General features: G+C 62.0%; 9 protein-coding genes. 2 read left to right on the forward strand and 7 right to left on the reverse strand.

What is annotated here, in order from left to right:
* Positions 1-28: 28 nt before the first annotated feature.
* The 4 genes from ACP15W_RS13720 to ACP15W_RS13735 are packed head-to-tail and all read right to left on the reverse strand — an operon-like array spanning position 29 to position 4,922.
* Positions 29-1,357 (reverse strand): aspartate aminotransferase family protein, encoded by a 1,329-nt coding sequence (locus tag ACP15W_RS13720; RefSeq protein WP_424933481.1) that lies wholly within the window; start codon positions 1,355-1,357, stop codon positions 29-31.
* Positions 1,354-2,112 (reverse strand): 3-keto-5-aminohexanoate cleavage protein, encoded by a 759-nt coding sequence (locus tag ACP15W_RS13725; RefSeq protein ID WP_424933482.1) that lies wholly within the window; start codon positions 2,110-2,112, stop codon positions 1,354-1,356. Before ACP15W_RS13725 ends, ACP15W_RS13720 begins: the two co-directional genes overlap by 4 nt.
* A gap of 3 nt (positions 2,113-2,115) precedes the next feature.
* Positions 2,116-2,532, reverse strand: coding sequence for a GNAT family N-acetyltransferase (locus tag ACP15W_RS13730; protein WP_424933483.1), 417 nt, complete (start codon positions 2,530-2,532; stop codon positions 2,116-2,118).
* Positions 2,529-4,922, reverse strand: coding sequence for a GcvT family protein (locus ACP15W_RS13735; protein WP_424933484.1), 2,394 nt, complete (start codon positions 4,920-4,922; stop codon positions 2,529-2,531). The genes ACP15W_RS13730 and ACP15W_RS13735 overlap by 4 nt, the downstream gene beginning before the upstream one ends.
* 153 nt (positions 4,923-5,075) lie before the next feature.
* Here ACP15W_RS13735 and ACP15W_RS13740 point away from each other — a divergent pair, with 153 nt between their 5' ends.
* Positions 5,076-5,927 carry a MurR/RpiR family transcriptional regulator gene (locus ACP15W_RS13740; protein ID WP_424933485.1) on the forward strand — a complete coding sequence of 284 codons (852 nt, stop codon included), beginning with the start codon at positions 5,076-5,078 and terminating at the stop codon, positions 5,925-5,927.
* Positions 5,928-5,960: 33 nt separating this feature from the next.
* Here the strand turns inward: ACP15W_RS13740 and ACP15W_RS13745 are convergent, their stop codons facing one another.
* The 3 genes from ACP15W_RS13745 to ACP15W_RS13755 form a co-directional block, all read right to left on the reverse strand.
* Positions 5,961-6,395, reverse strand: coding sequence for a universal stress protein (locus tag ACP15W_RS13745; protein ID WP_424933486.1), 435 nt, complete (start codon positions 6,393-6,395; stop codon positions 5,961-5,963).
* Complete coding sequence (locus tag ACP15W_RS13750; RefSeq protein ID WP_424933487.1) at positions 6,392-8,989, reverse strand: TRAP transporter permease; 2,598 nt, start codon at positions 8,987-8,989, stop codon at positions 6,392-6,394. Before ACP15W_RS13750 ends, ACP15W_RS13745 begins: the two co-directional genes overlap by 4 nt.
* 79 nt (positions 8,990-9,068) lie before the next feature.
* Positions 9,069-10,010, reverse strand: coding sequence for a TAXI family TRAP transporter solute-binding subunit (locus ACP15W_RS13755; protein ID WP_424933747.1), 942 nt, complete (start codon positions 10,008-10,010; stop codon positions 9,069-9,071).
* A gap of 621 nt (positions 10,011-10,631) precedes the next feature.
* Between ACP15W_RS13755 and ACP15W_RS13760 the strand changes: the two genes are divergently transcribed.
* On the forward strand, positions 10,632-12,110 hold the full coding sequence (locus ACP15W_RS13760; RefSeq protein ID WP_424933748.1) for a FecR domain-containing protein: 1,479 nt from the start codon (positions 10,632-10,634) through the stop codon (positions 12,108-12,110).
* Positions 12,111-12,191: the final 81 nt, after the last annotated feature.

A 12,191-nucleotide genomic window follows, 5' to 3' on the forward strand; every position in this document is an offset into this window, starting at 1 on the left:
CGGCCCCGCATCACGGGCATGGTGCAGATCAGACACCCGCAAATGTCCGTTCCACCGCACGGGACAGGCGGTCGACCATGCCATCTAGTTCCGCCTCGGTGGCGATGAAGGGCGGTGCCAGCAACACATGGTCTCCCAACCGGCCATCCCGCGTACCAGGCATCGGATAGCAGATAAGCCCCTCGGCAAGTGCTGCCTTCTTCAGCTTGCCGGCGAGCCCCAGTTTTGGATTGAACGGGCGCTTCTCGCTCCGATCCGCGACAAACTCGAGACCGCGAAAGAGACCTCGACCGCGGATATCGCCGACATGTGCATGCTGCGCAAAACGTTCCTGCAACGCCTGCTCGAGATATGCACCTCTCGCCTGCACCTGCGGGACAAGATCGCGCTCCAGCATTTCCTGCACGACCGCAAGCCCCGCGGCGGCGGCCACCGGATGCCCGACATAGGTATGCCCATGCTGGAAGAAACCTGACCCTTGGGCGATGGTTTCATAGATCTGTGCCGAACACAGCATCGCGCCAATCGGCTGATAGCCCGCGCCGAGCCCCTTGGCGATACAAAGGATATTCGGCGCCACACCATCCGCCTCGCAAGCAAAGAGATGCCCGGTTCGGCCCATGCCGCACATCACCTCGTCAAGGATCAGGAGTACGCCATGCCGGTCACAGATCTCGCGCACCCGCTTGAAGTAGCCGGGAACGGCCGGCACCGCTCCGAGGGTTGCGCCGACCACCGGCTCGGCGATGAAGGCCATGACCGTCTCCGGGCCAAGCCGCAGGATTTCCGCCTCCAGCTCGTCCGCCACCCTCTCACCGTAGGCTTCCGGGCTTTCGGCATCGTTCCGATCGGCATATTCGTAACAGGGCGCGATATGGCTCATCTCGACCAGCAGCGGCGCGAACTGCGCCCGACGCCACGCATTCCCGCCCGCCGACAGGGCACCCAGTGTATTGCCGTGGTAGCTTTGCCTCCGCGCAATCAGGTGCCGACGCTCCGGTTCGCCCCGTTCGAGATGATACTGCCGCGCCAGCTTGATCGCCGCCTCCACCGCCTCCGATCCGCCGGAAACGAAATAGACCCGGTCGAGACCGCCCGGCGCATGCTCGACCAGCAGGTCAGCCAGCGCTTCCGCCGGCTCGGAGGTAAAGAATCCGGTATGGGCGAAGGCGAGCTTGTCAACCTGAGCCTTGATCGCCTCGCGGACACGGTCGTTCGAATGACCGAGACAGGATACTGCCGCGCCGCCTGACCCGTCGAAGTAGCGCTTGCCCTCTGCGTCAATGAGAAAACATCCGTCTCCGCCCACGGCGGTGGGCAGGTCCGAATGACAGTGGCGTGGAAACACGTGGCTCATGAAAGCCCCCCTTCAAGTTGAGAGCGCAGCGCTGCAATCGAAGCTGCATTGTTGGTATGTGGCCTGCCATCCGGGCCGACGAGGCTGTTCTCGAAACCCGCCCGCAGCTTGCCACCTTCTAGCGTAGCCGAAACCAGGCAATCATGCTCGGCAGGCCCGAAAGCACAGACCATCCAGTCCGTGGCATCGGGCATCGCCTCGCGGAACGGGCGGAGATCATCGGGGGTCGAAACCTGTCCCGCCGCGTAACGTCCCAGAACGAAGATCACCCCATCCTGTCCGGGCCGGACGACACCGCGCCCGCGCCAGTTCCGCAGAAGTGCGACATCGCCTGTGTCATAGAGGATGTGCTGCACTTCGGTGCCCTGCTCGGCGCAGGCAGCGTAGATGCGCGGCGCCAGATCCATGTCGCGCGCGATCTCACGGATCGAAATTGAGGCCCAACCGGGCGCCACTCCCGTGAGGCAGTCGAGTTGCGCGCCGACGTCGAACAGCCCGGCCGCCTCGGTCGTGATCTGAACGCGCATACCAGGAACCTTGAGAGCCAGTTCGCCCAGCGCCTCCCGGTATCGTCCGGCATCCAGCGAATGAACGCCATCGGCATCGCGCACATGAAGGTGGAGCGCATCCGCGCCCGCAGCGGCGCAATCCGCAGCGCAGTCCACGATTTCGTCGATCGAGATCGGCAGAGCAGGATGCTCCGCCTTGCCCCGCCGGGCCCCGTTCGGGGCAACCATGATGAAGGGTCTTTGCATCGCTCAACCCTCGATCCGCGCCACGAATTGCAGGCTGAACCCCTCGAACCCGTTCGCCTTGTAAAAGCGATGCGCATCGTGACGCGAGAGCCCGCTGCATAGCCGGATATGATCGCACCCGTCCGCCGCCAGCCGCTGCGCCTCGGCGAGCAGATCACGTCCGATCCCGCCACCACGAAGCTTTGGCGAAACCACGAGATCATCGATATAGAACGTCCGCCCCCAGCACAGATCGTCGCTGATCCGGTAGCCGAGCGCTCCGATCATTGCCTCACCGTCCCAGGCCGCAAGCACGCGGTAGCCTTGGGCTTCGGCCCGCGCAAGCCGCTCCGTGAATTTCGCCTCATCGAGCGTGCTGCGCAGGATCCTCAGGAGCGGTGCGGCCTCCGCCGCGCACGGGAGAGCGGTAATCCGGATCATGCCTTCATCCTCCTGCCTTCGGGGTCGAAGAGTGCCCCCCTCACGACGGTAGCACCGAACATCTCGCGTGCGATATCGATCTGCACCTGCGCACCATGGGCAAGCGTTTCGAGCCCGTGCGCGAGCGCCACCGGTTTTCCGACGCGGTAGCCGAAGGCGCAGGAGGAAGTCTGCCCAACAATCTTCTCATCGAGATAGACCGGCTCATGACCAAGGGGCACCGCGCTTGCATCATCGAGCACCAGCGAGAAAATCCGACTGCTCGCACCCTCTTGGCGCGCTTGGGCCAATGCATCGGCCCCAATAAAGCCGCCTTCCTTGCGAGTCGCGAAATCAAGTCCGGCCGCCACCGGCGTCACGTCTCCATCAAGTTCGTGCCCCATGGCGCAGAACCCCTTCTCGATCCGCATCGAGGTCTGAGCATGGAGCCCGGCAGGCACGGCACCTTCTCCCGTCAGCGCCGTATAGAGTGACTTGGTATCGGCAACCCGGCAGGTGATCTCCCACCCCGCTTCCCCGACATAGGACAACCGCGCTGCCGTCACTTCGATCCCGGCGATCCGCAACTGCCCGAGCTTGAAATAGCCTGGCAGTGCCGGCTCTGAAGCGCCCAGTTCCGCCACGATCCGGGCTGCGTCCGGTCCCATCAATCCAAGTGTGGCATAGCGCTCGGTCACATCCGCCAATGTCACGTCGAAGCCCTCGGAATGGCGCCGAAACCAGGCGAAATCGCGCTTGATCGCATTGGTCCCGGTGAAAAGCCGATAGCGGTCCTCGGCGAGCCGATGCACGGTTATGTCGCTTTCATAGGTGCCGCGTTCATTCAGCACCGCCGAATAGATCACCGACCCGGGGGCGCGCTGAACCTGGCCTGCGCAGGTGCGAGACAGGAACGCCTCCGCGTCCGGTCCGACCACATCGATCTTGCCAAATGGTGAGGCATCGAAGATTGCCGCCTTCTCATGCGCAGCGCGCACCTCCGCCTCGACATTCCCAAACCAGTCGGGCCGGCCGAACTTGAGTGCGGGTTCCGCGGCCTTGCCGAAATAGAGCGGCCGCTCCCAGCCATAGACCTGGCCGAAATGCGCCCCTGCGGCGCGGTACTCCGCATCAAGCGGCAGACGACGCAAACCGCGAGCGGTTCGAAGCTGCCTCCCCGGATAGGCTATTTCGTAGTGCGTGCCCAGAATCTCGGGCGCGCGGACCATCAGGTGCTCGACCGAGTTGAACACCGGCGCGAAACGCTTGGCATCTGCCTCCGACAAGTCATAAGCCGTGTGTCCGTGAACAATCGCATGCGCGAGGTTCATTCCCGCACCGCCGCCTGACGCGATACCCACCGAGTTCATACCGCAGCCGAGGAACAGCCCCCGCGTCTCGGCCGTCTCGCCCAGCATGAAGGCACCATCGGGCGTAAAACTCTCCGGCCCGTTGAGCAGCATCTTCACTTCGGCGGTCTCGAGAGCGGGGAGCCGATGAAGCGCGTTCATCATCATCGGCTCGAAATGATCCCAGTCTTCCGGCAGGAGACCGAACTCGAAGGTTTCGGTCAAAACGCCCGGCGCGATCGGCTTGCCCATCGGCTCGAAGCATCCCACCAGCAATCCGCCGGAATCGTCGCGGATATAGAGGTGATTGTCATGGTCGGAGAGCGTCGGCGTGTTTCCCGCGATCCCGTCGATGGGTTTCGTGAGTAGGTAGAAATGTTCGCATGCCAGAAGCGGAATCTCCGCCCCAGCCATAGCACCGACCTCACGCGACCAGAGGCCGGTGCAAAGCGCGATCGCGTCACATGAAATCTCGCCTTTCGTCGTCTCGACCCCGGTGATGCGTCCGTCTTTCGTCAAGATACCGGTCACGCCGGTGCGCTCGAAGATCCTCGCGCCATGCGCCTTGGCGCCTTTGACCAGCGCCGCGCAGACATCCGAAGGCGAGACACGTCCATCGTCTGGCGACCATACCGCCCCCAGAACATCTTCGGCATTCATCAATGGCCAGCGTTCCTTGGCCTCCCCGGAGGAGATAGACCGCGCATTGAGGCCGTAGGCATGGGCCAGAGCCTCCTGTCTCCGAATGTGCGTCAGCCGATCCGGACTCGTGGCGAGCGATAGCGACCCCTTCTGGATCCAGCCTACCGATTGCCCGGTCTCCTTCTCGAGCTGCCCATAAAGATCGACGGAATACTGGATCATCCGCGTCAGGTTCTTCGAGTGGCGCAACGCGCGAACCTGCGCCGCGGAATGCCATGTCGTGCCAGATGTCAGCGCGTTGCGCTCCAGCAGGACCGCATCTGTCACACCCATTTTGCCCAGGTGATAGAGCGTGGAACACCCCATGATGCCGCCGCCGATGACGACGACCGACGCATGGGAAGGGAGGGGATCTGGCATGAAGTCTTTCCGCGTGGCTGTTCGCCTCTCAGGTGCGAACCATGCCGAAAATCCTTGCGCACAAAACATAAGCGGTCAACACTTCCAAAAAATAACACATGTTCTTTATTGACTCAAATGGACCCAACGCTTCGAACCCGAACACTCAACCGCTTGAAGGAAGAAATTCCCACGCTGTCGCGCGGCCTGCGCGCCGTGGCCAAGTATATCGTCGACCACCCATCGGATTTCGGTCTCGATCCCATCCGAGAGACCGCCCGCAAGGCCTCGGTCAGCACCTATACAATCGTCCGGCTTGCGGAGAGGTTCGGCTTCAGCGGCTATGACGAGATGCGGGAACCCTTTCGTCAGGCTCTCGTTTCCGCCTCCGTTTCCACCGAAAAGCCCGCCTGGATCGAGAGCCTTCGTGAAACGGGAGAGCTCGGCGCAGTGCAAGCCGATGCCTCACTCAGCAGCATGGCCAATGTAGAGCGCAGCCTGGAGGCGCAAAACCCGGAACAGCTCGACCGGGTCGTGAGCCTTCTTCTGGACGCGCCCAATGTCTATCTCACTGCTGCACGGGCCAGCTACGGGATCGCATACTACCTGCACTATGTCGGGCGCATGGCGCTGCCGTCGCTGCATCTGATCCCGCGGCACATGAACAGCCCCATTGACGACCTGGAATCCGCAAGCGTCGGCGACGCGATGATCGCCATCACGGCCACGCCTTATTCGCGCGAAACCATCGAGGCCTGCACCTTCGCGCGCAGCAAGGGGCTCAAACTGATCATGATTTCCGACAGCGAGATTGTCTCCCCGGAAGTCCGCGCCGACGAGACGCTGACAGCTTCCATGCTCTCGACCTATCACTTCGGCTGCTATGCCGGCGTCATGGCGCTGGTCGAAACGCTGATCGCGCTACTGGTCGCACGCGGTGGAGAAGCCGCGAAGGAGAGAATCAGATCCTACGAACAGCTTCGAAGCGAGAGCCATGCCTACTGGGAGGCCCGAAAAAAACGTTAGTTTTTTCGCACTCCCTTTGCGCCAACCTCCCGCTCAGTCCCGCAGCACCAAAACCGAACACTTCGCGTGGCGCACCACATGCGCGGCATTGGGGCCAACGAAATAGTCTCGCAGATCGGGCCGATGCGCGCCCATCACGATCAGCGACGGCGAATGCTTCTCCGCTGCGGCCAGGACCTCCTCATAGACACTGCCCTGGCGCAGGATATGAAGCGCCCTGGCATCCACATCTTCTCCCAGCGCATCGCGTATGACCCGATGGAGCATCTGCCCCGCTTCCGCGAAGGCCCGATCGGCCGCGCCCTCCTTGAACCACGGCGAGATCAGCGGCATTGCGAAATCGGGAAGAACGGAGATCACCGCAAGCCGCGCATCTTCTCCGCGCGCAAGCTCATCGGCCTTCCTGAGGATACGCCTCGTCTGATCCTCGTGGGTCAGATCGATAGCGGCCATTACCATGCCGGTCATGCCACTGCCTCCCTCTCATGCTGACTCCGGCGGTACTGCAGCAGGCAGATCAACCCGAACATCAGGAAGGCCGGGATGTAGAAGACCTCCTTCGGCATCCGGTCATTCTCGACCTCGACCCCGGTTACGGTCCAGTCGAAGTCGATCCCCTGCTGTTCGGCATATCCACCGAAGGCGATCATGTCGACGATCACCTCTCCATCGCGTTCCACCAGCTCCAGCCCCGCATTCTGAGCCAGACGGCTGAAACCATCACCGTTCGCCGCCCCCAGAGGCAGCTGGAAGGTCGAGGCGACAAAATCGCCATCAAGCGTCATCCCCTCGATTTTGACCCGCAGGGAGCCATCCGCGGGCGCGCTTTCTGCCAGATCGAAGATCTGCGCCGGCGGTTCGGAGAGATAGGCCGGTTGCACCTGATCGAGCCAGAAACCAGGCCGGAAGAGCGTGAGCGCAACGATGACAAGAACAACAGATTCCCAGATCCGGGACCGGGTCAGGAAATAGCCCATTGTCCCGGCGGCAAAGATCAGCATCGCGATCAGCGCAATGATGAAGACCACGATCGCATGCTGCCACGTGACATCGATCAGAAGCAGATCGGTATTGAAGATGAACAGGAACGGCAGAAGCGCCGTGCGGATCGAGTAGAAGAACGCCTGGAACCCAGTGCGCAGTGGATCGCCCCCGGAGATCGCGGCGGCAGCGAAGCTCGCCAGCCCAACCGGTGGCGTCACATCGGCCATGATCCCGAAATAGAAGACGAACATGTGCACAGCCACGAGCGGCACGATGAGCCCGCTCTGTGCACCAAGCTCGACCACCACGCCTGCCATCAGGGAGGACACCACGATGTAGTTTGCCGTTGTCGGCAGACCCATCCCGAGAATGATCGAGATGATCGCAACGAAGAACAGCATCAGCATCAGGTTGCCACCTGACAGGAATTCCACGAATTCCGCCATCACCTGGCCGATGCCGGTCAGCGTGACCGAACCGACGATGATCCCGGCAACTGCCATGGCACAGGCCAACCCGATCATGTTGCGAGCGCCCAGGATCAGCCCGTCGATGGCCTCGGAGAACCCGTCGTGAATGCCCTGTGCAAGATTTCCCTCGCCGCGAAAGAAGGCGCGGAGCGGCTTTTGCGTCAGTAATACAAGCAGCATGAAACTGGCTGACCAGAAGGCGGAGAAACCGGGCGACTTCCGCTCCACCATCAGCAGATACATCAGCAGCAGAAGCGGCAGCAGGAAGTGCACGCCGCTGCGGAAGATGTCGCGGGTCGGGGGAAGATGCTGCATGGATTCGACCGAGAGATCGAGCTCCGGCCCCCGCGCCGCATAGCGAACGGCCAGAACGTAGAGCGCGAGAAAAAGCGCCACGACCACCGGTGTTGCCGCTGCGCCAAGCGCTGCATCGAGAAGCCCCACGGCCTGTCCTGCGAGCCAGAGCGTGGCCCCCGACAGGATGATGCCAACGCAGATCATGAGAACGGCGGAGAGGATGAAGATCACCGGGTTGGTCCGGCTCGTGCCGGTCATGCCCATCTTCAGTGCCTCCAGATGGACAATATAGACCAGGGCCACATAGGAGATCGCCGCCGGCACGATTGCCGTCTTGACCACCTCGACATAGGAAATCCCGACATATTCCGTCATCAGGAAGGCAACCGCGCCCATCACGGGCGGTGTGAGAACCCCGTTGATCGAAGAGGACACCTCGACCGCACCGGCCTTCGCGGGCGAGAAGCCCACCTTCTTCATCAGCGGAATGGTGAAGGTTCCGGTGGTCACCACATTGGCGATGGAGGACCCCGAGATCAGCCCCGTCGCGGCGGAGGCGATCACCGCTGCCTTGGCCGGGCCGCCCCGAAGATGGCCAAGGGTGGCAAAGGCAAGCGAGAGGAAATAGTTGCCAGCGCCCGCCTGGTTCAGCAGCGCGCCAAAGAGCACGAAAAGGAAAACAAACCCCGACGACACGCCCAGCGCGACACCAAACACCCCCTCGGTCGTAAGCCAGAGATGGCTCATGGCGCGCTCGATCGAGGCGCCTCGCCAGCGGATCACATCCGGCAGAAGCTCGGAGGAGCCGAAGAAGACATATGCGAGGAACACCGCCGCCACCGCCATGAGCGGAAAGCCCAGCGAGCGCCGGGCCGCCTCCATGAGCAGCAGAACACCGATGCTGGCGAAGACCAGATCCTGCGTCGATGGCGCACCGGAGCGGGCAGCCAGACCATCCCAGAACAAATAGAGATACCCGGCGCAGAACGCCCCCACCAGCGCCGCGATCCAATCCTGAACCGGGATGGTATGGCGCGGGCTGCGCTTCGTGGTCGGAAAGGCCGTGAAGGCAAGAAAGACCGCGAAGGCCAGGTGAATTGAGCGCCCCTGCGCGTTATTCACCACGAATATGCCGAGTTCGTAAGGAATCGGCGAGGCTATCCAGAGCTGAAAGAGCGACCAGGCAAGCGGCACGATCCAGAGAACCTGCCGGTTGAACCCCCTCTCCGGAGCCCGGCCTCCCGTATCCGTATCTGCAATGAAATCGTCGACGGCCGAACCGTCGGTCTCACCTGCCGCTTTCTTGCTCAACGCCTGTCCCCCGGATCGTCTATGCTGGAAAAGGGCCCGCCCGCACCGGTGTGCGGACGGCCCCCGTTTGGCTTACGACTTACTGCCAGCCGCGCTCCTGGTAGTAGCGCACGGCACCGGGGTGCAGCTCTGCAGTGAGACCGGCCGAAATCATCTCGCTCTCGTCGAGATTCGTGAATGCCGGGTGCAGACGCTTGAAGTCTTCGAAGCTCTCGAAGACAGCACTCACAAGCGCATAGACTACGTCATCGGGCGTATCGGCGGAGGTCACGATGGTCGCCCGCGGACCCCAGGAAGGAACATCGTCCGGGTTGCCGGCATAAAGCCCGCCGGGAATCGTCGCCGCGGCATAGGCCGGGTTCTCTTCGAGGAGCTTGTCGATGTCCTCTCCCTCGAGCGCCAGCAGATCCACGTCACAGGTGGAGGTTGCTTCCTGGGTCGAACCATTCGGAAGACCCGCAGCCCAGACCGTGGCATCGATGTTCCCGTCGCATAGAGCGGAGGCCTGCTCGGCGGAAGCGAGCTCGGCGGTCAGCGAGAAGTCGTCCGTGGTGAGACCGGAGTATTTCATCTGCGTCTCGGCCAGTACTCGCGTGCCAGAGCCGGGATTCGCGATATTTACCCGCTTTCCTGCGAGATCCGCGACACTTTCGATCCCCGCATCGGCACGCACCATCAGGTGCACCGGTTCGGGATGGATCGAGAAAAGCGCGCGCAGTTCCGGGAACGCGCCGTCATCGGCAAAGGCGCCGGTGCCCTCCACAGCGGCCGACTGCACGTCGGACTGCACGACACCGAAATCGAGTTCGCCCTGACGGATCGTGCGGGTGTTGTAGACCGAACCACCCGTGGACTCGACCGAGCAGCGCAGCCCGTTCTCCGCCCGGTTCGCATTGACGAGACGGCAGATCGCGCCTCCCGTGGGATAGTAGACGCCCGTGACGCCTCCGGTGCCAATGGTAATGAACTGCTGGTCCTGAGCCATCAGGGGCGCCGCCAGCATCGATGCGGCCAAGGCCATTGGCAGGGACCGGTGGATGATCGTCATTCCATTCTCCTTGTCTGTTCTGTGAGGAACGGCACATGGGCGCCACGCCTCGCACAGGACAAAGAGTCGGCGATCGGAGTAAGAATGTCACGAAATAACTTGCATCTTCGCCACGTTGTTAACCTGAAAACTCAGGCTTTTCCCGATCAGAACCGCGGCTTCGGACCGCCCCGGCAGCTTGATTCCACCGTAGTCTGCATGAGCAATCGGCATGCGAACCACCCCAGCCATCCTCGATTGCTCACCTGGAACAGTTAACGCAATCTGCCGTTTCACGATTTGCGAACCGTATCCGCCCCTCCGGCAGCGAACCTGCAGAACCCCTTCCAACGAACAGTTAACCGCCCTCCGCATTTCCCGAGAAAGGTCGGGCCGCAATAACACTATTCTAAGCCTTTCCCGCCACATCTGGCCCCCTGGTCCGTCGATTATTCTGAGTGTCCCATGTTGCGTCCGTTCCGGCCTCTCGCCGCCTGCCTCCTGTTCCTCGCAATCGCACAGCAAGCCATAGCGTCCCAATGGACGGTCTCACAGGTCAGGGAACCGGCGAAATTCACCACCGATAACGAGACCTGGCAAGACATTCGTCCAGGCATGACCGTTCCGAATGCGGCCTGGGTCTATACCGGGCCGAAAGGCCGGTTGCTGCTCACACGGGACAGCGAGAAGATCATGTTCCGCCCGAAAACGATGGCCTCCATCGTCTCGCGCGGTTCGAATTCGGCCCGCACGGACATCGGGCAGCAGTTCGGGTCGCTCGTTCTCGACATCGAGAAGCGCAACTCCCCCCACACCACTGTCCACACGCCGTTCCTCGCCGCCGTGGTCAAAGGCACCCAGTTCGAGGTGAACGTGGGCCGTGACGGCGCGGCCGTGCGGGTCGACACCGGCACGGTCCAGGTAACGGACACGCGCCATGGCCACCGGGTCGACGTGCGCAAGGGCCAGTCGGTGGATGTCAAACCCGCGGGTCAGGGAACCTTCGAGGTCAAGGGCGAGGGCGTCATTGCTCCGGTCCAAACCGTTGCGGTCCAGCGAGCCCCCGTCAAGGTCAAGGCAAGCGCGGCAACGCTGGAAGAGACATCAAGTGCCGATGCCGGGACGGACGCTTCCGCGACATTCGACATCGCATCCATCGAAGCTGCCACCGCTGCGGCTGGTGCGGATACTTCGGCCTCACGCTCGAATTCCAGGAGTCGCGCCAACCGCAACGGTCGAACGTCGCCGGCCTCGCCGGCATCCGATGTGTCCAACCCGATGGCATTGAAAGCCACCGCTCATGCCCAAAGCGCGGCAACCAATGCTCAGAAGGCATCCCAGAACGCATCGGCGGCAGCAGCTGCTGCGGCCGAGGCCGCGAAAGACGCCTCGAAAGCAGCAAAGACGGCGAAAGACGCTGAGAAGGCCGCGAACAAGGCAGTGCAAGCCGCCCTGAAGGCAGAAAAGGCCGCCGAGAGGGAAGCAACCGAAGAAGCCCGCCAAGCTGCGGAAGAAGCCGCTGCAGCAGCAGAGGCCGCCGCGGAAAGGGCTGAAGCAGCTGCAAAAGAGAAAGCTGCGAAGGAAAGCGCTGAAAAAGCCGCAAAGAAGGCCGAGAAAGCTGCGGAAAAGGCCGCAAAGGCTGCTGAAAAGCAAGCCGACAAGGCCGAGAAGGCTGCCGAGAAAGCCGAGAAGGCGGCAGAGAAAGAGGCCAAAGCCGCAGAAAAGGCCGCAGAAATGGCGGCCGCAAAAGCCGAAAGGGCCGCCGAAAAAGCCCAGAAACAAGCCGAGAAGGCCGCGAAGAAGGCCGCTGACAGTGAAGAGGACGAAGAATCCGACGACGGCAAGGAAAACGGAAACAGGAACAGGAACAAGGACGGCGACGAAGACGACGGCGACGACGATGACGACGATGATGATGATGACGACGACGATGATGACGACGACGATGACGATGATGACGACGATGATGACGATGATGACGACGATGATGACGACGATGATGACGACGATGATGACGACGAAGACAGCGATGACGACAAAGCCGACCCAAAGAAGAAGTCGAATAAAAAGTCGAAGAAGAAATCCCGGAAATGAGAAAGGCTGACATCCGGCCAGTCCCCGTCATCTCCGAGAAACGACGCCGATGCAGGACATTGCCCGCCCATACGAGATCGA

This window comes from Amaricoccus macauensis, from assembly GCF_049800915.1.
Classification (GTDB): domain Bacteria; phylum Pseudomonadota; class Alphaproteobacteria; order Rhodobacterales; family Rhodobacteraceae; genus Amaricoccus; species Amaricoccus macauensis_A.

What these genes read in the sequence shown, in the direction of transcription:
- ACP15W_RS13720 (WP_424933481.1), bottom strand. Translation starts at nt 1,357, where the DNA reads ATGAGCCACGTGTTTCCACGCCACTGTCATTCGGACCTGCCCACCGCC.
- ACP15W_RS13725 (WP_424933482.1), bottom strand. Translation starts at nt 2,112, where the DNA reads ATGCAAAGACCCTTCATCATGGTTGCCCCGAACGGGGCCCGGCGGGGC.
- ACP15W_RS13730 (WP_424933483.1), bottom strand. Translation starts at nt 2,532, where the DNA reads ATGATCCGGATTACCGCTCTCCCGTGCGCGGCGGAGGCCGCACCGCTC.
- ACP15W_RS13735 (WP_424933484.1), bottom strand. Translation starts at nt 4,922, where the DNA reads ATGCCAGATCCCCTCCCTTCCCATGCGTCGGTCGTCGTCATCGGCGGC.
- ACP15W_RS13745 (WP_424933486.1), bottom strand. Translation starts at nt 6,395, where the DNA reads ATGACCGGCATGGTAATGGCCGCTATCGATCTGACCCACGAGGATCAG.
- ACP15W_RS13755 (WP_424933747.1), bottom strand. Translation starts at nt 10,010, where the DNA reads ATGGCCTTGGCCGCATCGATGCTGGCGGCGCCCCTGATGGCTCAGGAC.
- ACP15W_RS13760 (WP_424933748.1), top strand. Translation starts at nt 10,632, where the DNA reads ATGACCGTTCCGAATGCGGCCTGGGTCTATACCGGGCCGAAAGGCCGG.